Below are 21,491 nucleotides of genomic sequence, written 5' to 3'. Positions count from 1 at the left end.
TTCACTTTTTTTCTGCTGCCCTTTCTCACCATCCGGGTTCTCTTCTAACAGATTCCAAAGCTACTCTTCTCTTCATCGTCTTTCTTTTTATCTAAAAAACAGGTAAATGACGTTTTTTTGTCTATTTCATGATTGTTTTAAAGTATACTATTGGTGTTTTTGGAAGTCAACAAGAATTGCGAATATTCAGTTTTTTATGATTTTTCTATCAGAGCTTGTTTTGCGTCTTGCTTGCCTTTCGTCACGTTCTTCTCTAGGATAAGAACTAGATAAGCCTTCTCATTTGTAAAAAGGAGTGTGCCAAAATGAAATTAGCAGAAGCGTTACTTTTAAGACGAGATTTGAACAATCGTCTGTTTCAATTGCGCAATGAAATCTCTAACAGTGTGTTAGTCCAAGAAGGCGATACCTTGGATCGCAGTATCACAGAATTGTTCAAGGAATACGATGAGATCAATCAACAGTATTCCGAATTAGTCGTTGCCATCAACCGGAAAAATGCGACTGCCTCTTTAGCAGATAGTGCGTTATTGCTGATGGAAGCACTAGAACAGCGAGAACAGCTGCGCCGCAAGCATGCACTGCTTACGCAAGCACTGGATGAAACCAAAGCAGCTCCCCGAATGGGTCGCAACGAAATTCGACTGGTGCGCACGATCGATACAAAAACGCTAACGGAGCAATTGAATACGACCGCCAAACAGCTGCGAGAATTAGATGGAAAGATCCAACAAACCAACTGGCTGGTCGATCTTTAACAAACATGGGTGGGGGTCAAAGGCGAGCACAAAGCAGGTACAGGCTGATATGTACACTATGGAACGTCTGGCAGAGACGTAAACGTAACAACCACTGCTTAAGAATCACAATCGTAACAATTACATTGTATTTTTTAGCGACCACGTGCTGATTTGACTGGATGGGAAAAACCCTCTTCTTTTTTGAGAAGAGGGTTGTTTTTATCGTATCCAGCCGTACTTTGAGGCGGCTCTTTTACTGGGGAGCCTGCTGCTTGTTACTCACAGCAGAAGGACGCGCCAGAAACGCTTGCCCTTTCTCACTGCTCCAAAACGCCTTCATCAATGCCGTCAATCCCTCTTTGGTTTGATTGGCACCAAAGAAAGGACTGCCGGGTTCTAACATGATGCCATTAGCTAAAGCACCGATAGGAAAGGGATCAAAGCCGAAGGCAGCAACGATTTCTGCTGTCTGATCGAGGGCGGTTTGGTCATCACCAGCAATGGCGATGGCTTTTTTGGCAGTTCCTTGAGCAGCTGTTCTCGTCAGCAAAGATTCCTCTTGGATGTCGTGGTACCCCATATGATTGAATCCTTTGACTACCTTACTTTGGGAAAAATAGCGTTGCACACGTTCCGAAGAAGTCTGCTCGATGGATGAGTATTCTGTTTCTTTGCCATCGACTTCCCACCAATAATTCATGGCATCGATCACTAGCTTGCCAGCCAAAGCTTCTGCTGGCAGCTGTTGGTACTTACTCAATGGGATTGCCAAAATGATCGTTTGGGCTTCTGTCATCACTTCAGCGGCATTTTTTGCGATCGCTCCCGGAGCCAACACAGAAACGGACAAGGCGATTTTTTCTGCTGGCTTCGTACTAGCGATCAAGACCCGATAGCCCGCCTGGGCACCAAGATTTGCGAGCGCTAAGCCTAACTTGCCTGCGCCTAAAATACCGATGGTTTTAGGCATTGCCATCACATGCTGCCAACAATTCTTTCACCCGTGGAATCACTTTGGTTCCATACAATTCAATCGTTTTGAAACGGTCTTTTTGCAGCTGTCCGCCAGTACCGTAAACCAGATCAAAGCGTTCTACACCGACTTGCGGCATCATACGGGCAATTTTTTGCGCCACAGTTTCTGGACTGCCTACATAGTAAGAACCATGTTCGACTTCAAAGTCAAAGCGCTCTTTGCTCATGGCTGGCCAGCCGCGATCAAGACCGATTTTGTCCATGCTCTTTTTGATGTAGTTCCAGCCGATTTCATAGGCTTCTTCGTCGGTGTCGGCGATCACACCATGGGAGTGCATGCCGATTGGCAAAATCGGTTGCCCCAGTTGCTGCGCTGCCTTTTTATACAGATCAACATAGGGCGCAAAACGAGCAGGTTCGCCACCGATGATCGCTAACATAACGGGAAACCCATAACGGACGGCACGAATGATCGATTCAGGGGTTCCACCAACACCCACATAGGTATCTAATTGATGCCCCTCGATTTTTGGAAAAACGTCGACATTTTTTAAGGATTGCGTGAACTTGCCTTCCCAAGTTAATGGTTTGCCTTTTCTCAGTTCACTAAACATCGCTGTTTTTTCTTCAAATAGTTCTTCATAATCTTGCAAGTCATAGCCGAATAGAGGGAATGATTCAGTAAAAGATCCTCGTCCCAGCATGATTTGTGCACGACCGTTCGACAACGCGTCAACGGTCGCAAACCGTTCGTAGACCCGCACGGGATCATCCGAACTCAAGACAGTTACACCGGTACCTAATTTGATGGTTTTGGTAACCATCGCTAAAGCCGCCAGTACCGTATCAGGACTTGAGATCGAATATTCTTCCCGATGGTGCTCCCCTAAGGCAATGACATCGATGCCGACTTCATCGGCTAATTTTCCTTCTGCCACGATATTGCGCAACGATTCGCTGTAACTGATCCGTTCTTTCGTTGTATCATCAAAGGCTAGATCGCCAAACGTATCTAACCCAAATTCAAGATTTCTGTGATTGATGGTCATTTTCTTTTCCTCATTTCTCATTACTGATTCTCTGTTCTCACTATAACAAGGAACAAAAAAAGTTGCGAACAATATGCTTACTTTTTGTAAGTTACCGATTTTAAAGCAAAAAAACACTTTCCCGAACAAAAATTCAGGAAAGTGTTTGGTCTTTAAAGATAGATCCCTTTACTATGGAGATTCACTAAGCATTCTTCCAAGTATGCTTCATCATGTTCTGGATAGATCGGCGTAGTCAAAGGAACAGCTTGAACGGAGGGTTCCAGCGGCAGATTTTTGCCACGATACGCTGGATCGTACCATTCAGGTGCTGGCCGATAGCCTCGACGGTTCATTTCATCCAGCACTAACTGATGGTATTGAAACAATTTATAGGGCGGATGGGTAAAAACGTAATCGACGGTTGCGTGCTTTTTACCCCAGCCTAGCCCCCGTAAGGCTGCTGCTTCACGATGCTGGCCTAACAGCTGCTGCCGAGGCAAAGCAGGTATCAGCGCTTCATGCCATAAGCGCATCGGTTCAGCCTCCTTTATTCTGCGTCTTGGCTGATGAAATTGTCTTGGTTTTCAATAACGATCTTGCCGACTGCATGGTGTGTTTCACTCAATGCGTGGGCATCGTAAATTCCTTGTGCTGTCAATGGGAAGGTTGCACCGATGATACTGTTGACTTTTTCTGCTTCGATCAGCTCTGTCAATTCTGCCAATTGTTTGCCGTTGGTTCGTAACCAAATTGCTTTGGCGAAGATGTCTTTTTCTTTTGCCAAGTCTTTGTCTTCAATACTCAAAATCGAGATCAGACGGCCCTTAGGTTTTAAGACAGTGAAACTTTTCTTCTGGGTGTCGCCCCCCATCGTATCAAAGACCAAATCGATGTCTTGCAAGACTTCTTCAAAATCTGTCGTATGGTAATCGATGATCTCATCGGCACCAAGTTTTTGCAATAACTCATGGTTACGAGGACTAGCCGTCGTGATGACGTAAGCGCCAGCTGCTTTTGCTAGTTGGATCGCATAGGTACCAACTCCGCCTGCTCCGGCATGGATCAAGACTTTTTCCCCTTCTTTTAAACGACCGTGTTCAAACAACGCTTGGTAAGCAGTCAAACCAGCTAATGGCACTGCAGCTGCTTCTGCGTAGTTTTGGTTTTCTGGTTTGATCGCTGCTAACTCAGCATCCACGATGGCGTAATCAGCATACGTCCCAAAACGAGTCGTTTCAGGGCGGGCATAGATCGCATCACCAACTTTGAATTCTGTCACGTCAGCACCTATTTCTACGATATCCCCTGCGACATCCCAACCTAAAATAATTGGGAAGTCCCACGGAAACATTTGTTTTAAATAGCCTTCTCTTAATTTCCAATCGATCGGGTTGATGGACGTTGCGGCAACTTTGACTAATAATTGATTTGCTTTTAATTCTGGTAATTGGACCGTTGCTTCTTTTAATTGGTCTTTTCCACCATAGGCTTCAATAACGACAGCACGTGTTTCCATTGATGCTTCACTCCTTACATTCATTCTTCATCAAAGAGAGGTTCCTGTTTTTCCATCCCTTGATTTCTCACTTCCCTAGCTTAGGCAAAAGGAGGGAATTTGACAAATGATATGTTTGGAAACTGCCCCAGCCACTTGGCCGTTCCTCCTTCAAAGCCTTGAAAGAAACGGGTTTATTTTTTCTTCATTTTTTTATTGCCTTTTCTTTAAAAATCAATTACGCTACTCAAGAAATACGAAATTGTAGAGAAAGAAGGAATTGATGAATTGAAAAGGTTGTGGGTATTTTTTGGCGGTGTGATCGGCATCACCGCGTTGCTGTTTTTAGGTGCTTCGGTGTTAACGAAAGAATCGGGGGCAGCAACGTCGTCCGACAAAAATACAGTGATTATTTACAATTGGGGCGAATATATTGACCCCGAATTGATCAAAACATTCGAAACTGAGACTGGTTACTCAGTGATTTATAATACATTTGACTCCAACGAAGCGATGGAAACCAAAATCAAACAAGGCGGCTCGCGCTATGATTTGGTTTTCCCTAGCGAATCGATCATTCCGAAAATGATCGAAGAAGGATTGTTAGTGCCTTTAGACCATCAGAAATTGACGGGAACGGAAGATCTGTCGCCTTTTTTGATGGATCAAGCCTTTGATCCTGACAATACCTACTCAATCCCCTATTTTTGGGGCACGATCGGAATCATGGCAAATACTGAAGAAGTTGATGTTTCTTCGATCCATGGCTGGAGTGATTTATGGGACCCTGCATTTAAAAATGATGTATTGATGGTGGATGGTGCTCGCGAAACCTTAGGAATCGCGTTACAGACGCTCGGTCTTTCCCAAAATGAAAAAGACCCGACCAAGGTCGCCAAAGCCTTGAAGAAGCTGGAAAGTATCCGTCCCAACGTCAAAGCAGTTTTGACCGACGAGATCAAAACCTTGATGATCAACAACGATGCCCCTTTAGGAATCGGGTATTCGGGCGATGCCGCTTATGTGATGGCGGAAAATCCTGCCGTCACCTATATCGTTCCCAATGATGGCGGTGCGATTTGGACAGACAATTTTGCGATCCCGAAAACCGTTGGCAATCTTGAGGGAGCCTACGCCTTCATCAATTTTATGCTGCGGCCAGAAAATGCCGCACAAAATGCCGAATACGTGGGCTACGCCACGCCGAGTGAATCGGCCAAAGCCATGCTGCCAGCAGAACTGACTGCTGACAAGGCTTTCTACCCTGAGCCAAGTGCGATGGAACAAATGGAACATTATGAATACTTAGGAAAAGAAGCGGTTGAGCTTTACAACGATCTTTTCCTTGAATGGAAGTTGGGATTATAATTGTCACTATTACTAAAATCTGAACACATCTTTGATACCAAAACAAAAACGACTTTTGCGGGCTTTCTCCTGATAGAAGACCAGAAAATCACGGCTGTGGGTCCTCTTTCAGCGCTGCCAACACTTGCTGAAGACACCCAGGTCATTGATCTCAAAGAACAAATGATCATTCCAGGCTTTATTGATGCTCATGTTCATTTTTATCTTTCCGCATTACTCCATCAAGGGGCACTGACCCATCTTACGGGAGTGACAGAAGAAGCCGTTGCCCAGCAAGTGCCCGCCTTGCCCATCACCCATGGATGGAAAATCGGCATCGGCTGGTTCAGCAGTGATTTCGGTCAGCAAGTCTACCCGACGAAAGATTCGATCGACAACTATTGTGCCGATACGCCTGTCATGCTGATTTCAGGTGATGCCCACAGTATTTGGTTGAATAGCCAAGGGATCGCTGCTTTAGGGATCACACCTGAGAACTTACCAGCAGGGATCAGCGGCGAGGCACTGCTTGACGAAAACAGCGGACAATTAAGCGGCTGCTTTTTAGAAGCGATCGCCATTCATTATTTAGCAAAGGTTTTACAGTCATTCCAAGCACAAAGCCCTGCTGCCTTTCTGACCTATATGAAGCAGCTCAATCAATACGGCATTACGACGATCGGTGATGTTGCCTTGACAGGAGAAAGCTGGGACGATTTGGTCTACCCCACTCTTTATCGGCAAACAGAAGCAGAAGCGACCTTGCGCGCTGTCTTTTATCCAGCCATGCGAGAAGACATCACGCAACTGAAAGAAACTTACCATACTTATCGCTCCGAAAAAGTACAAATGGGCGGCGTCAAACAATTTTTTGATGGCGTGACGAGTACGCACACGGCTTTTTTAAAAGAGGAATATGAAACACCGTATTTTGCTGGTGATGTCGGGATGCCCTTGATCGATGTTCAACGGATGCGCCGCTTTATTTTACAAGCCAACCAGCAAGACTGGCCGATGCGCATCCATACCATCGGTGATGAAGCGATTCGACAAGCACTCCTCTTTTATCAAGAAAGTGCTGCTGCTCACCCGCTTTCTAAAGGCAAAGCCAACACCTTGGAACACTTGGAAGTGATGGACGCCGCTGATCTGCCACTAGTTCGCCAAGAACAACTGGTACTCTCCGTACAGCCTAGCCATTTATTAGTCGGTTATGAGACCCTCGATGAAGAAGTAGGCCCTCAGCGTGCCAGTCAAATGTTTCCTTTTCAGTCCTTTCTAGAGCAAGGCGCAACCTTGGCTTTTGGGACTGATACGCCAGTCGTGATCGACGTAACCCCTTTAGACTCGCTGTATTATGCGGTTGCTCGGCAAGAGAAAAACGGCCAGCCAGCAGGCGGATTGATGCCACAAGAAAAAATCTCCATCGCGGATGCCCTCTATGCCCACACCACAGGCGCCGCTAAAGCATTGAGTCGGCAAGATATCGGGCGATTAGAAGTTGGCTGTTTAGCCGATCTTTGTATTTTGTCCCAAAACATCTTGCCTTTGACTGCCGAAGAATTGCTTCAAACGACCGTTGAAGCGACCGTATTTGATGGGCGGTTTGTTTATCGGGATAACTGATGAAACACCAGATCTTGTGAAAGTACAAGGTCTGGTGTTTTTCTTTGATCAAAAAATACAGAAACAGGTGCTTAGTTTGGACCACTCTCCCTTTTCGTACTTGCCCCTATCCCTTACGATGGATTCCCTGCTTGGCAGCTATGCTTTATCATAGGTTTTCTTTCGGCCATTTTGATTCGCGTGGATTGGTCTATTCGATTGGTGCAGCAAAAGAATAATTTAAGCGGTTGCCAGTTTCTTTATTTGATGGAAATTCAGAAACATGCCTCTTTTTCCTTGGAGTTTTTTCCTTTTAACAGCAATCATTGGTCTATTCCACTCCCCTCCCTTTCTCCTTCAATCGTTTCTTAAACCTTTGAATAAATTCTTAATAAAATAACTAACAAAAAATAAACTTTTACCATACACCTTGAATGTAAGCGGTAAATTTGTTATTATTACCAAGGATAAGGAGGTGTTTATCTATTGTATGCGATTAAAATCTTTCATGGTTATCTAACCGCCGAAGGAAAAAGAACACGGGACAAAACAATTGCATTGACCTATACTTGCAGAGAAGATGCTGAACGTTTCGCAAATAAAATCGGCGGGAGAGTTAAAAAAATTGGCTAACCAACTAGAATAAAAAAGGCTGTCAACCTCAGTAGGTGACTGCCTTTTTTTGTTATCTGATTTCCAGCAAATCAAGCGATACTCCTGACTTTTTACATATGTTTAAGCTCCTTTTCTTGTTGAATCGAGAAGTGAAGCAAGTTAGTTGGTTTTGACGCCTTGAGTCTTTATACTGAAACAAAGGCACCAGCCAATCCAAAAAAAGGAGTGACCCGTCCATGTGCGGCCGATACTTATTTGACCCAACAACTGGCGAATTGTCAGAATATTATCAAGAAGCCGCGGCGAAAGCCCGCAAGCGCCAACAGACTGTCGCTGTCAATGATGTTTTCCCTTCCAATCATGTCGTAACCATCGGTGCAAATCAACAACAACAAGTTGTTGCTGGTGTGACAAGATGGGGCTTTACCGGCTTTAAAAAAGGACATTTGATGATCAATGCGCGTTCTGAGACCGTTGAAGAGAAACCGACTTTTCGCAAGCCTTTCCAAGAGCATCGCTGTGTCTTTCCGATGTCTGGTTTCTATGAATGGAATCATGAAAAGGAAAAGTTCCTCTTTTCGCAAGATCACGTGATTTATGCCGCTGGTTTTTATCGCATCCTTCAAAAAGAGGATCAAATCGAAACCGAATCAATCATTCTAACGACTGCCGCGAACGATTCTGTTGAACCAGTCCATGATCGAATGCCTCTGTTCTTAGAAAAAGAAGCGATTGCTTCTTGGATCAATGACTTGGCTTTTGCTCGCCAACAACTCAAAGCAGAAATGCCCAAGCTGAAAACCCAATTGCTCTCTTCTTAACTGCTTGCTACTTCTTTTTCAGCAGAACAAAAACCGCCAAGTCAGCTTTGATTTGGCGGTTTTTCCTACTTCTGCTTTTTCTTAATAAACGGTGAAGGTTTTGCCAGTCATGATCCCAAAGACTGCTTTTTGATACGCTGCAAAAACGGGTGCGTCGCCAACGGGAATAAAACCTTTGAAAGAATCGGCGAAGGTTTCCCAAGAGCCCACAAGCGCATTGGGACTGACTGCATTGATTCGTATCCCATGACCGATCTCAAAAGCTGCCGATGCCACGAAGGCTTCCAAACCACCGTTGACCAGTGCTGAAGGCGTGCCCATTGGGATAAATTCGTCTTTGATAATTCCAGAAGTCAGTGTGATACTGCCGCCTTCATTGAGAAAATGCTGGCCAATCAACGCAAGATTGACTTGTCCTTGCAGCTTCGAAGCCACTGATTGTTGAATATCTGCTGGCGTCAATTCCTCAAAGGATTTAAACACTGTACTTCCCGCAGCGGAAACAATGGCATCCACTTTCCCAGTAGCTGCAAATAGCTGGCTGACACTGTCTGCATCCGCAATTTCGACTTGATGATCGCCGCTGCTACGGCTAGCCGTGATCAGCTCCACCTCTGGCAGTTGCTGAAAGCCTTCAACTAAAAGCTGCCCAAGTGTGCCGGTGTGTCCAATCAAAAGTAATTTCATTTCCTCGCCTCTTTTTTTGTTTTGTGCTTCGATTCTAACCCAACCAAGCGATTTCGACCATTCATCTGCTTTTCCTGCCTTATTGATCTATTCTTACCCTTCCCCATTTGTTCCCCTACTACCTGCGTAGTGATTGGAATCACCTATCACGAAAGCAATTGACAACTTTCTCATCTTGTTCTAAGATACTACTAATTTCATACACATGCAGTGAGAAGAAGAGTACGATCCCCCCTTTCTTTCAAGAGAGCTCGGAACTGGTGGAAACGAGTAAGGAAGACGATCCGAAGATGACCTTTGAGCATTCGTGGACGAACAATCCCCGACGGAGAAAGCCCGATAGCGCAATGCAGTTTATTTGATGAACTGACTGAGGTTTTTTGTTTCAGCAAAAAACAAATGAAGGTGGTACCGCGAAATGATCGTCCTTCCCAAAGAATTGTCTTTGGGAAGGTTTTTTTTATAAAAAAGGAGGAAGAGGTATGAAACGAAGGATTCGATTAGGTATGGGCATTGGTCTGTTGTCCTTGGTCTTATTTACTGGCTGTAGCAACCAAGAAGAAGTGACCGGAAATGCCGAAGAGCAGCAGACAGAAATCAGAGTTGGTACGACACCAGGACCTTACAGCGAACTGTTTCTTCAGGGAATCAAACCGATTTTAGAAGAAGCAGGCTATACCGTGACTGATATTGGCTTTACTGGGGTATTGGAAGCAGACATTGCACTGAACGATGGCGAAATCGACTTAAACGTCGATCAGCATACCGCCTATTTAGAGAACTTTAATGAAAACACGGGTGCCGATTTGGTGGGTATCACACCGATCCCTACCGTTCCAGCTGGCTTGTATCCTGGCAGAAAGGACAATTTAGCAGCGATTGAAGCAAACGATACCATCGGGATTCCCAATGATCCGTCAAATAGCGCCCGTGCCCTGTTGCTGCTGCAAAAAGCTGGCTGGATCGAACTTGACCCCGAAGTGGCGCCCATTGACGCGACGATAAGAACCATTACTGACAATCCTTATAACCTGGATATCGTCGAGATGGATTCTGCGCAAATTCCCCGCAGCTTAGCAGACTTAGACTATGCGGTGATTCCCGGCAGCATCGTTTACAGTGCTGGAATTGCTGCAGAGGAAAGCTTATTAAGTGAAGACATTTTGCAAGAGTATGAACTGGTGGCAACGGTCAAAGAAGCCAACCAAGACAGTGATTGGGCACAGGCAGTGGTGGCAGCATATCGTTCTGAAGCCTTTAAAGAACTGCTGGCAGAAGAGAATCAAACGGGCTATTGGATTATTCCTGAAGAATTGCAATAACCGCTTCACAAGTAGCAATAAGCAGCAACTGTCGTCTTATTTTTTTAGAAGCTTCTATTATAGAAGGAAAAGAACTGACTACTATTGATTGGTGGACCCTTTTTCCGTCTGAATCTTTGTAAAGGAGGTCAAAAATTGAATATTCAACAAATGCGGATCGTGCAAGCGATCGCTGACCATGGAAGTTTTCGTGAAGCAGCCAAGCGGCTGTATCTCTCACAGCCAAGTCTTTCCCAAGCCGTGAAAGAGTTGGAAACAGAATTGGAGGTCCAGCTTTTCGAGCGTACGAATCAAGGTGCCCGCTTGACTGCCGAAGGCTCGGAATTTCTAGACCATGCCCAGCCGATCTTGAGTCAAGTGGCGCAGCTGCAAACGCGTTTTTCCAGCAAGCAAGCAGCGAATCAAACCTTCGCTATCGCAAGCCAGCACTATGATTTCACGGCTGAAATTTTCAGTGAGCTGCTGCAGGAATTTCCCGACTGTCGCCAGTTTCGCCTATTAGAAACCACGACCTTAAAGGTAATCACGGACGTGCAGCAATATCGAAGTGAATTTGGGGTTCTTTATTTGAATGAGCAAAACCAAGCAGGATTGGAACGACTGTTACAAGGCGCCCAATTGTCCTTCGAGGCGTTGGGACGGTTTCGCCCCCATGTCTTTTTACGAGGGACTCATCCCTTGACAGAAAAAAAGCGACTTTCCTTAAAGGATCTTGCGCCTTATCCGCAAATACGCTTTTTGCAAGAAGATGAACGCTATTCGTTCTTTTCCGAGGATTTGATCGACTTTGCTCAAAGCCCCCAAGTGATGCATGTCAGTGATCGAGGCACGATGGTCCAGCTATTACAGCAGACGGATCTTTATGGAACCGGCTCGGGGATCGTTGCCCATCCAGAACGCCAAGGCTTGGCTTTTCTTCCTTTGAACGACGTGTCCGAGGGTGAGATCATCCTCATTAAAAAGAACGCTCGCCCATTATCAGTGATCGGCGAGCGTTTCTTAACAAAATTACGGCAACACCTTGCTTCTTTTCCTACTGATATATAAGCGAAGGCCTCCTCTTCCTACTCCCCATAGATGATTGGCTGCACCTTCGCATTATATAAAAAATCCTTGAGCCACTTCCCATGCAGGAGGCTCAAGGATTTTCTTTTACGGTTACTGTTGTCGGCAATCACCGCTGATTACAGCTGCTCTGCCTGCATTTGATACATTTGCTGATAGATTCCTTGCCCTTGGACAAGACTCGCATGGGTTCCCCGTTCCACGATCTTCCCTTGGTCTAGGACCAAGATTTGATCGGCTTGTTTGATCGTTGACAAACGGTGAGCGATCATGAAGGTCGTCCGTCCTTTTTGCAAGACGGTCATCGCCTTTTGAATGATGGACTCTGTTTCAGTGTCCACATGGCTCGTCGCTTCATCCAGAATCAAGATTTTTGGATCAAACACCAGCGCACGGGCGAAACTGATCAGCTGGCGTTCTCCACTAGAAAACTCATTGCCTTTTTCAACGACTGGATGATGGATGCCTTTTTCGTAGCGGCTCAAAAGGTAGTCAGCGCCGACTTGCTTCAAGGCATCGATAATCATCGCTTCGGTGATCGTTGGATCGTTCATCCCGATGTTGCTGGCGATCGTTCCAGTAAATAGATAGGGATCTTGCATGACGATCGCCATTGAATCTCTTAAACTATGACGATCATAATCAGCGATCACTTGTCCATCCACAACGATTTTTCCCTGCTGCGGATCATAAAAGCGGAACAACAGGTTCAAAATACTCGATTTTCCAGAACCAGTATGACCAACTAAAGCAATGGTCTCTCCTGCGGCAACGTCAAAGTTGATATCGTGCAAGATCGCTTGCTCAGGGTCGTAGCCAAAGGTCACTTGTTGGAAAGAAACATCGCCATTCGTGACAGTCAGCCGCTCACTTTGTTGTTTTTCAACCGGCTGATCAGCAAACTCAAAGACCCGCTGTCCAGCAGCTAATGATTGCTGCACATTGGTGATGGTTTGGACAAGCCCTTCGATGGGATCATACAGGCGGTTGATGTAATCAATAAAGGCATACAGCAAGCCAGCTGAGATCGCCAAGCGGCCATCAAGGAAAAAGGCGGCCAAGGTCGTGATCAAAATCAAGATCGTTGAATTTCGCAACAAGTTGCCTAATCCCCAAGCGATACTTGAATCGAGCAAAAGATATTTACGTCCAGTTTTGAACCATTTCTCTACTGTTTCATTAAATTCTTTCTGCAACTGATTTTCTCGTTGGAAGGCTTGGATGATCGCCATTCCTTGGACAAATTCATTCAACTGCCCACTGATTTGTGAGATGTACTCCCGCATTGCTAAATTGTAACGAGAGGCATATTTGGTATAAAAATGCTGCCAGATTCCTAAAATCGGGATCAAAATCAGCATCGCTGCTCCTAAGGTGCGGTTCAAAAGAAACAATGCAATAAACGCACCAATGATTTGGATGATGTTGCTTAACAAATTACTGATCACGATCACGTAGAAATTCGACCGCAAGACTTCGGTGTCATTCGTGATTCGTGCAACGACTTTACCTGCTGGGATTTGGTCAAAGTAAGAAACCGGTAATTTGTGCATATGGTCAAAAAGCTGATCCCGCATTTTTTTGACGATACTGTTGGACATTTTTCGCAATTGCAGCAAGCTGATATAACGAAAGAGGGAACCAATCAAATTGACCAGCAAATACCCAGCGAGCAATTGGATCAAAAGCATCGTGTCTAAATTGCTACTGTTAACCGCTGGTGTCATCACTCGGTCGATCAGCTGCTTGGCAATCAGTGGGGAAGTCAGTTCGAGCGCTGCAGCCAACAACAGCAAGATCGCACCCACGGTAAATTGTTTTTTATAATAGCTCAAATACGTGAGCAAACGCTTAATCGTTGAGAACACTTGTATCGTCCTCCTTTAACTGTTGATGGTAATACTGTTCTTGGTACCAGCCTGGCGTTTCGATCAACTCCTGATGGGTACCACGCTGTGTGATCCGTCCGTCTTCTAAGACGATGATTTGATCCGCTTCGGTGATGGCGGACAATCGATGGGTCACGATGATGGAGGTCGGTGCCTGCTTCATCGTTTTCAAATTCGTGATGATGGCTTGTTCCGTTTTGGCATCAACTGCCGAAAGGGCATCATCCAGTAAGAGAACTTCACTGTTTCGTAAAAACGCCCGTGCTAAGGACAAGCGTTGTTTTTGTCCACCAGAAAGGGAAACGCCTTTCTCACCGACGACCGTTTCGAGCCCTTCTGGCATCCGCTTGATGTCTTCGCTAAAGCAAGCAGCTTCCAGTGCTTCCCACAATACTTCTTCGGAAGCGTCTGGCTGTCCGAATAACAAGTTCTCGCGAATCGTTCGTGAAAACAAGGTATGTTCTTGCGGTACTTCTGCAAAGTGGTTGCGCACTGCTGTTGTTTGATAGGCCGTCAACGGCTGCTCGTTGATCAAGGGGACTTGATCAGAGTATGGATAGCGGTGACCGAATTGTCTTAGCAGCGTCGTTTTTCCGCTGCCGGTCTTCCCAACGATCCCTAAGACTTCTCCACGAGTGATCGTCAAATCCAGTCCTTCTAACACATAACGAGCTGCTTGCGGGTATTGGAAATGATATGCTTCAAAACGGATCGTATTGATGGCTTGCAGGTCGGCTTCACCTGGCGTTTCTAATTCATCCCCCGTCTGCAGCACTTCATTGATCCGACGCCAGGATGCGGCACCTTGCTGCATCACATTCACAAGATCTCCTGCCGAGATCATCGGCCAAACGACCATTGTCAAGTACACTTGGAAAGAGACCATCGCACCGATGGTGATCGTTTGGTTGGCAACAAGAAACGCCCCCACACCAAAGCTCATCACGAAACTGATCGCTAAGATGATGGTAATCAGCGGCCCAAAACGGGAATCGATCTCAGATACGATATTGTTTTTCGCTCGTGTTTCCAGTGTTTTCTTTCGAAACTGTTCCGTGGTGGCTCCTTCTAGTCCATAAGCTCGGACGACCCGAATGCCATCAATGATCTCCAGCACTTCACTGTTCATCTCAGAAACAGAATTCTGCGCTTCCGTAAACGCCTTATCGACTTGCGAGCCCCATTTGAAAATGTAATAGGCTAAAAGCGGCATTGGAATCAAGGCAATCAAGGTCAGTAGCCAAGAAACCGTCCCAGCCATCATCGCTACGATAAAGCTTAGATACAAACTAGTATTTAAGAAAACCATCAGTCCATACCCAACGGTCATCCCCATCACTTGGACATCGTCACTGGAACGAGTCATTAGATCACCTGTTCGGAAACGATGGTAAAACGGCGCCCCCATTTTGAGAAAGTGGCTCATCAATTGTTCCCGTAATTGTTTTTGCAAATCGTAGGAACCAATAAATAAATTAAACGTCCAAACAAATTCCGCCAAATATCCTAACAAGATAGCTCCCGCGAAGAGGCTCACATATTGGATCAATACGGAGTAATCAAAATTATCTTGAATCAACGCATCGATGAACAAGCGCAGAATATAGATCGGTGCGACATACATCGCACTAGCGATCACCATAAAGACGAATACAAAGGTATAGCGCACCTTATGTTCTTTAAAATACGTTGTTAATTGTTTTAATACATACTTCATGTTTTATCCCTCACATTCTAAAAAAGTACACAAAAAAGCTCTGTCCCTTCGGAAAAAGGACAGAGCATAAACGTCGTTATTATAGACATTATCTGTACACTAATGGTTACCGAATGAGGGATTCACTTTATTCAATTTGGTTGTTTTTTTATCAAATACTTTTTGCATCGTAATCCCTCCTTCTCTTTTTATTTTTGCTGACTACACCTAACACTTTACAGATAAGTTTCTGAGAATGCAACAACTTTTATTAATTTTTTTTCAAAAAGATTGACTTTTCTAAAAAGGCGTTTCTCAATTTCTCGCTTTTTAACAACTATTTTTTGAAAACGAATTCTCGATTTATCCTAAGCGCTGCAAGGAATCTGGCAAAATAAAAAAACAGATGCCCCTCTCTTCAACAAGCGTTGTATGGTCAGCACACTTGGTTGAAAAAAAGTTCCTCTGTTTTCTTACTTCCTGTTTATTCTGTGACAGATGCTAGGCGATAGGATACTGTTCGTCCAAAAGGAAACACTTGCACCCCTTGCAAACGATCTGTTTTCAAATACGCTACCGCTCCTTGATATAACGGCAAGACGGCTGTATCTTCAACGATCAATTGTTTCTCGAGTTCTTTTAATAAGTCCCAACGGGCAGCTGGGTCGTTTGCTAAAGTCGTCCGTGCTTCTTGTAACCCTTGGTCGTACCTTTCACTAGCATACCCAGAGGTATTCAAGCCACCTGTCGAATCATAAAATTCTAAGAAGTTGATCGGGTCCGCGTAATCTGGTGTCCAAGTCCCGAAGACGAGATCAAATTCACCTTGGGATTGCAAGTCCAAGCGGTTTTGTAAAGGAATCGACTTGGCATCGATGGTTAATCCAGGCAAATTGGTTTCTAACTGTCCTTGGACAAATTCGATGGTTTTCTTGGCTGCTGCTGTATCTGCTGACAACAGTTCCAAAGTGATCTCGTCTTGTCCCAACTCTTCTTTGGCTTGTGCCCAAAGCGCTTGTGCGGCTGTGAGATCATACGGCAGTAAATCGCCATTTTCTTCACGAAAATCTTGGTCTGTTTCAGGATCTTTGGCAAAGTTGCTTGGCACAAAGCCGTTCAATGCAGTGGATCCATCGCCTAAGATATTTTCAGCAAATGCCTCTTTGTCGATGGCTTGTAAAATCGCCTGACGTACCTTGACATTGCCTGTGACTTCTCGTTTTTGGTTGGCACTTAAATACCCCACCAGCGCCTTTGGCACATAGTTGGCTTGAGCTGAGTTTTGGTATTGCTGCGCGTACGTATCCGTTAAGGTGGTGTAGTCCAGTTCTCCTGTTTCAAAAAGACTGACACCAGTTGCCGTTTCCTTCACTACTTGCACGTCGATCTTGGTCAATTGGACATTCTCAGCATCCCAATAATCAGGATTTTTCGTTAACGTCCATGATTCATTGGTTCCGTTCCACCCTTCGATCAAGAATGGGCCATTGCCAACAAAATTTTCCGCTGATAACCCATAATCGGCACCTTTTTCTTCAGCAAACGCTTGGTTTTTTGGCATAAAAGGTGTCCCGACCAGAATCTGATCCAAATACGAGATTGGACTTGCCAATGTCAGCTCTAACGTCTGCTGGTCCAATGCTTTGGCTCCTAACTCACTGACCTCAGCATCTCCTTGACGTACTTGACTGCCATTTTTCAACACATCCATTTGATTGCTGCTGCTAGAACCGTTCTCTGGATTGGCAACATATTGAAAGGCGTAGACAAAATCATCCGCTGTAACAGGATCGCCATTGCTCCATTTTGCATCACGAATGGTGAAGGTATAAACCAGTCCATCTTCTGATACCGTAGGCTCTTCAGCGGCCATCGCAAGCTCAGGATCCCCCTCTTGATCCAGACGGTATAACCCTTCTGCCACTTGTCCGATCATATCGGAACTATTGACATCCGTGTATTGTCCGCTATCAAGGGTTGATAAGGCGCCAGCGGTTGACACTTGAATTTCTTGCGCAACGGCTCCTTGTTCCTCTTGCTGTCCAGAATCCGTCGTGGGACTCGTGGTACTGCAGGCACTTAAAACCAATACTGTGAAAGCAGCGATACCAATCATTTTCTTTTTCATTTTTCTCCTCCTTGCGTGATTTTCTTTCTTACAATACGTCAACGACATACTTGAAAACCGCTTGTTCTTGTATAAGCGCATCATAGGCAAAATCAGGATGCCATTGAACCGCCAACAAGCGCTGATCCACGTGTTCAATGCCTTCAATGATGCCATCAGGACTCCAAGCTGTCTTTTGCAATGGACGAGCCAATCGATCCACCGCTTGATGATGAAAGGAATTAACCTTTGTTTTTTGACCGTAAACACGAGCCAACATGCTTTTTTCAGCCGTCGCGATGGCATGGGTCGGCACTTCTTTCGGAATCGGCGCCTGCATATGAATGATCTCACTGAAGGTACTGATGTCTTGCTGCAGCGTGCCCCCAAAGGCCACGTTGACCAGCTGCATCCCCCGACAAACCGCAAAAATTGGTTTTTTTTGCAGCAGCGCTTCATCGATCAGCGCCAGTTCAAACTCATCCCGTGCCAAAAAGCCGCTTCCAGTTGCCTGATGGGCTTCCTGCCCATAAAACTTGGGTGAAACATCTTGTCCACCAGCTAATACCAGTTTATCGATCTGTGAAACATAGTCCTTGGCTGCAGCTGGCTCACTGATTGGCACGAGCAATGGCAGTCCGCCCGCTTGCTGGATCGCTCGCACATACCCTAATGGTGTGTAGGCGATCGGCAAATGATGCAGCACATCGCCAGCATCTTGCACTTCATTCGCAGCGATCCCTATAATTGGTTTGCCCATCGACATCCCTCCCTGATTAACGATTTTTTCAGAAAAAAGCGACATCTAGCAGTTGAACAAGGCAAGCGCCGCTTTTTCCCTCAAGATATGTTTCAACTATTCTAAACCAATCAGCACTTTTTGTGAAACACTATTTTCACTTTCGCGATCATTTATTACAATCACCATTCTATTTAACCGCCTCTTTGATTCGCAATAAAGAACACCGCTAGTCAGATATAATTGAATTTTACCAACGCTTTCTCTACGTAAAAAAACATGCGAGAAGCCGTTGCTTTCCGCATGTTTCGTCATTAAAATAATCGATTGTCTTTTAAAAACTCCAGCATCTGTGTTTTTAGGGGATCTTTTTCATTACGGATCGACTTTGTTTGCGTCGGTTCATCAAGTGTCGATGGTCGCTTTTTAGGAAAAGGCGACGCTGGTTCTTCTGCTAACTCTAAAATTTGAAAGGTATCCACCACGACTTCTGCCGCACAAAATCTTTGCCCTTCTGCTGTTTCATACGGACAGCCTTGCAAGTGTCCGTTGATTTTGATACTTGCTCCTTTTTGAGTATACCGTAAAAAGGTCTCTGCCTGTTTCCCATGAACGACACAAGCAAACCATTCATGATGCACTTCTTCACTGTTTTGCCATTGAGATACAATGACAAGATCAAAACGTACGCCCTGATCGTCCGCCGCATCAAACGCTTCTTTACTAGGCATCGCTGCGATTTTCCCAGTAAGAACCACTTTATTCATTGCCACGCTGCATCCTCGCTTTTCTCTCATTTCTTGAGTGATCTAAACTTATGCGACCTATTCTACCATATTCCAAAAAACAAGCAATCAAAGGTTAAATGGCTTAAGAAATGCTTTGAAAAAAATGAACCAACTCAAAGAATTCGTCTGCTCCTGTCAAAAAGCTGCGATTTTTTGACGGAAAAATCCTTTTTGCTCCACACAGCAAAAAACAGTTGGTTCAATACCCCTATGAACCAACCGTCTTCTGCAAATCTTTATTTAGCAAAGGAATCTTGACTCCCATAGCGATCAAAATGGAGGGTTTCGCTTTCGAGATAATCGATGATCGCTTTGGGGATCAGGACCCCTTCTTGCTGAGCTTTTTCAAAGTGTATTTGACTGATCTCTCCAGGATAGTAGACTTGTGATTGCCCTTTTACTGGCGGGATTGCATGCAGCTCAGTCACCATCCGATCGATGCTTTGCTTGAAGGTTTCGGTGTCCGTAAAACGAGACGGATCGATCACCAAAAGGAATTGTCCTAAGCGACGTTTTTCCGTCAAGTCCGCATACATGGAGGTGACCTGTTTACCAAAAGCCAAGCCCAACATCGAGCCAGCTAAAATATCCACCATCATCATCAAGCCATACCCTTTGGCACCAGCGATTGGCAATAATCCTTGGACTGCATAAGGGTCGGTGGTAGGCAAGCCTTGCTCGTCTACGGCCCAAGTATCGGGGATCTGCTGCTTCTTCGAGCGAGCGTCCAAAATTTTGCCCCACGCTTGAACCGTTGTCGCCATATCAAAAACCACCGGCGGATGATTGGCTCGTGGTGCTGCAAACGCGATTGGATTGGTGCCAAAATAGTTTTCGGTCCCACCAAAAGGCACCGCCATCGGATCCGATTGACACATGGCGATCGCCACTAAGTCGGCTTCAGCAGCCTGTTTGACGTAATACGCCATCGTCCCGCTATGGCTGGTCTGCTCGATTCCTACTGCAGCGATCCCTGCTTCTTTCGCCAGATGAATGGCGATCGCAATCGCTTCGTTGCACACATAATGCCCCATGCCGTTATCTCCGTGAAAAATTCCGGTAGCGGCGCCTGTTTTTTCAAAAGACATGTTTGGTTCTAGCGTGATGCCGCCTTTTACTAAGCGCTCGGCATAGTAGTCCATCCGCACGGCACCATGAGAATGGATCCCGCACGCATCCGCAAAGGTCAAATGTGCCGCTGTTTCACTGGCAGCGGCTTCTGGCAAACCAGCAGCCAAGAGTTTCTTTTTCATCAATGCTTCTAATTCCAGCAGAGAACGTCTGCTCATTTCTTCCATCTTTTTTCCTCCTTAGAAAAAGAGAAGCACGCTTGGCAACGGCTTCTCTTATTGATTAAACACGCGATGATCGAGTTCATCAGCTGATTTAGCGATCAAAAGCGCTGAATAGACATCTGAGTTCACGTTCAAGATCGTCCGCAGCATGCCAACAAACCATTCGACACCAGCAAATAGCGCAATGCTTTCGATTGGTAAACCGAGCTGGGGAACAATGATTGCCAAGGAAACTAACCCCGCTCCGGGAACAACTGCATTGGCTAAAGAAACGAAAGTCGCAGTTACAGCTACCGTCACCATTTGGATCCCGTCAAAGTTGATTTGATACATTTGGGCGATCGTCATGACTGTAATCGCCATATGCATCGCTGACCCATTGCTGTTCAAAGACATCCCTAACGGCAATACCAAATTGGTGATGCGGCTACTGAGTCCTAATTTATTCTGGGATTCTTCCATAGCGATCGGCAGCGTGATGGCAGAGGAGGTTGTCGCCAATGCCATGACCGACATATTTTTCATATTTTTGATCAATCGTAACGGATTGATCCGACAATACACGGTCAACAAGACTAGCCACAGCCCAAGGAACGTGACGGTGGCTAGACCGTAGACAAGCAAATAGCTGCCTAATGGCAAAATGATCTGCAAGCCCAGGGAGCTGATCGTTGAAGCGATCAAAGCAAAAATACCGATTGGTGCCACGATCATCACGTAACGAATGATGGCAATGACGACCTCATTCAGATCCACGATCAGCCCATAAAGAGCTGACTCAGGTTTCTTTTGCATAAAGCGATTGAGAGCAACACCAAAAAATAACCCAAAAACGATGATTTGAATAATTGACCCTTTACTCAACGCATCGAAAATATTCGTGGGAATAAAGTTGATCACTGTCTCTGATATAGAAATTTCTTGTGCTTGCAGAGGTTCGCCGGCAGCTTGTGAAAAGTCGATCCCTTTGCCTGGAGCAAAGAAGAGCGCCATCAGCACGCCCCATGCAGCAGCGAATAAGGAGGAAATCCCAAAGACAGCGATCGTTTTTCCACCCAAACGAGTGAGTTCTTTCGGGGCAATCCCCCCAACTGCTTGAATGATTTGTCCAACGATCAATAATGGGATCGCCATTTGCATCAGACGCAAGAAAAGATCGCCCAAAATTTTTAGGAACGAAGCGGCTTGCCCAAAGAACAAACCGCAAAGAATCCCTAGAAGAACGGCAATAACGATCTGCGTCACCATCGGTAGTTTTTTTGCTTTCACTTTGA

19 protein-coding genes and 1 other annotated feature are annotated in these 21,491 nt (G+C 45.4%); of the genes, 7 read left to right on the top strand and 12 right to left on the bottom strand.

Annotated elements, in window-relative coordinates; genetic code table 11:
• The first annotated feature begins 305 nt into the window (after positions 1–305).
• Entirely contained in the window at positions 306–758 is a 453-nt protein-coding gene (locus tag IGJ44_RS04690) for a DIP1984 family protein (protein WP_167826857.1), read from the top strand.
• A 235-nt stretch (positions 759–993) separates the two neighbouring features.
• Here the strand turns inward: IGJ44_RS04690 and IGJ44_RS04685 are convergent, their stop codons facing one another.
• The 4 genes from IGJ44_RS04685 to IGJ44_RS04670 all read right to left on the bottom strand — a co-directional run bounded on the left by IGJ44_RS04685 (position 994) and on the right by IGJ44_RS04670 (position 4,262).
• Positions 994–1,710 (bottom strand): NADPH-dependent F420 reductase, encoded by a 717-nt coding sequence (locus IGJ44_RS04685; protein ID WP_167826883.1) that lies wholly within the window; start codon positions 1,708–1,710, stop codon positions 994–996.
• On the bottom strand, positions 1,703–2,764 hold the full coding sequence (locus IGJ44_RS04680) for an LLM class flavin-dependent oxidoreductase (RefSeq protein ID WP_167826858.1): 1,062 nt from the start codon (positions 2,762–2,764) through the stop codon (positions 1,703–1,705). Before IGJ44_RS04680 ends, IGJ44_RS04685 begins: the two co-directional genes overlap by 8 nt.
• Before the next feature lie 152 nt (positions 2,765–2,916).
• Positions 2,917–3,279: a TIGR02328 family protein gene (locus IGJ44_RS04675; RefSeq protein WP_167826859.1), complete on the bottom strand. Its 363-nt coding sequence runs from the start codon at positions 3,277–3,279 to the stop codon at positions 2,917–2,919.
• Positions 3,280–3,293: 14 nt separating this feature from the next.
• Positions 3,294–4,262, bottom strand: coding sequence for an NADP-dependent oxidoreductase (locus IGJ44_RS04670; protein WP_167826860.1), 969 nt, complete (start codon positions 4,260–4,262; stop codon positions 3,294–3,296).
• A gap of 267 nt (positions 4,263–4,529) precedes the next feature.
• Here IGJ44_RS04670 and IGJ44_RS04665 point away from each other — a divergent pair, with 267 nt between their 5' ends.
• The 4 genes from IGJ44_RS04665 to IGJ44_RS04650 all read left to right on the top strand — a co-directional run bounded on the left by IGJ44_RS04665 (position 4,530) and on the right by IGJ44_RS04650 (position 8,629).
• Positions 4,530–5,609, top strand: coding sequence for an ABC transporter substrate-binding protein (locus IGJ44_RS04665; protein WP_115232034.1), 1,080 nt, complete (start codon positions 4,530–4,532; stop codon positions 5,607–5,609).
• Complete coding sequence (locus IGJ44_RS04660; RefSeq protein ID WP_167826861.1) at positions 5,610–7,214, top strand: amidohydrolase; 1,605 nt, start codon at positions 5,610–5,612, stop codon at positions 7,212–7,214.
• 465 nt (positions 7,215–7,679) lie between these two features.
• Positions 7,680–7,826 (top strand): hypothetical protein, encoded by a 147-nt coding sequence (locus tag IGJ44_RS04655; protein WP_005234527.1) that lies wholly within the window; start codon positions 7,680–7,682, stop codon positions 7,824–7,826.
• Between the two features lie 218 nt (positions 7,827–8,044).
• Positions 8,045–8,629, top strand: coding sequence for an SOS response-associated peptidase (locus IGJ44_RS04650; protein ID WP_005225388.1), 585 nt, complete (start codon positions 8,045–8,047; stop codon positions 8,627–8,629).
• 81 nt (positions 8,630–8,710) lie between these two features.
• Here IGJ44_RS04650 and IGJ44_RS04645 read toward each other — a convergent pair whose 3' ends face one another.
• Positions 8,711–9,316 carry a short chain dehydrogenase gene (locus tag IGJ44_RS04645; RefSeq protein ID WP_167826862.1) on the bottom strand — a complete coding sequence of 202 codons (606 nt, stop codon included), beginning with the start codon at positions 9,314–9,316 and terminating at the stop codon, positions 8,711–8,713.
• 201 nt (positions 9,317–9,517) lie between these two features.
• Positions 9,518–9,749: a binding site (T-box leader), on the top strand.
• A gap of 49 nt (positions 9,750–9,798) precedes the next feature.
• On the opposite strand from IGJ44_RS04645, the gene IGJ44_RS04640 reads away from it, so the two are divergent.
• Positions 9,799–10,638, top strand: a complete 840-nt coding sequence (locus tag IGJ44_RS04640; RefSeq protein WP_167826863.1) for a MetQ/NlpA family ABC transporter substrate-binding protein — start codon at positions 9,799–9,801, stop codon at positions 10,636–10,638.
• A gap of 135 nt (positions 10,639–10,773) precedes the next feature.
• A complete protein-coding gene (locus IGJ44_RS04635) occupies positions 10,774–11,685 on the top strand; it encodes a LysR family transcriptional regulator (protein ID WP_167826864.1) in 912 nt (303 codons plus the stop codon).
• A gap of 137 nt (positions 11,686–11,822) precedes the next feature.
• Here IGJ44_RS04635 and IGJ44_RS04630 read toward each other — a convergent pair whose 3' ends face one another.
• The 7 genes from IGJ44_RS04630 to IGJ44_RS04600 form a co-directional block, all read right to left on the bottom strand.
• The gene (locus IGJ44_RS04630) at positions 11,823–13,571 is read right to left on the bottom strand and encodes an ABC transporter ATP-binding protein (protein WP_016610628.1); all 1,749 of its coding nucleotides are present in this window, start codon (positions 13,569–13,571) and stop codon (positions 11,823–11,825) included.
• The gene (locus tag IGJ44_RS04625) at positions 13,555–15,309 is read right to left on the bottom strand and encodes an ABC transporter ATP-binding protein (RefSeq protein WP_087627081.1); all 1,755 of its coding nucleotides are present in this window, start codon (positions 15,307–15,309) and stop codon (positions 13,555–13,557) included. The genes IGJ44_RS04630 and IGJ44_RS04625 overlap by 17 nt, the downstream gene beginning before the upstream one ends.
• 463 nt (positions 15,310–15,772) lie before the next feature.
• Positions 15,773–17,416, bottom strand: coding sequence for a peptide ABC transporter substrate-binding protein (locus IGJ44_RS04620; protein WP_167826865.1), 1,644 nt, complete (start codon positions 17,414–17,416; stop codon positions 15,773–15,775).
• A gap of 28 nt (positions 17,417–17,444) precedes the next feature.
• Positions 17,445–18,155, bottom strand: a complete 711-nt coding sequence (locus tag IGJ44_RS04615) for a gamma-glutamyl-gamma-aminobutyrate hydrolase family protein (protein WP_167826866.1) — start codon at positions 18,153–18,155, stop codon at positions 17,445–17,447.
• Positions 18,156–18,448: 293 nt separating this feature from the next.
• Positions 18,449–18,931 (bottom strand): single-stranded DNA-binding protein, encoded by a 483-nt coding sequence (gene ssb, locus IGJ44_RS04610; RefSeq protein WP_167826868.1) that lies wholly within the window; start codon positions 18,929–18,931, stop codon positions 18,449–18,451.
• 227 nt (positions 18,932–19,158) lie between these two features.
• Complete coding sequence (allD, locus tag IGJ44_RS04605; RefSeq protein WP_167826869.1) at positions 19,159–20,220, bottom strand: ureidoglycolate dehydrogenase; 1,062 nt, start codon at positions 20,218–20,220, stop codon at positions 19,159–19,161.
• Positions 20,221–20,268: 48 nt separating this feature from the next.
• The gene (locus tag IGJ44_RS04600; RefSeq protein WP_015509197.1) at positions 20,269–21,486 is read right to left on the bottom strand and encodes a dicarboxylate/amino acid:cation symporter; all 1,218 of its coding nucleotides are present in this window, start codon (positions 21,484–21,486) and stop codon (positions 20,269–20,271) included.
• Between the last annotated feature and the right edge of the window lie 5 nt (positions 21,487–21,491).

The organism is Enterococcus sp. DIV1368d (genome assembly GCF_050542975.1).
GTDB lineage: Bacteria > Bacillota > Bacilli > Lactobacillales > Enterococcaceae > Enterococcus_D > Enterococcus_D casseliflavus.
Note: the sequence above shows the minus strand (reverse complement) of the source record. Positions and strands in the feature narration are given on the sequence as shown.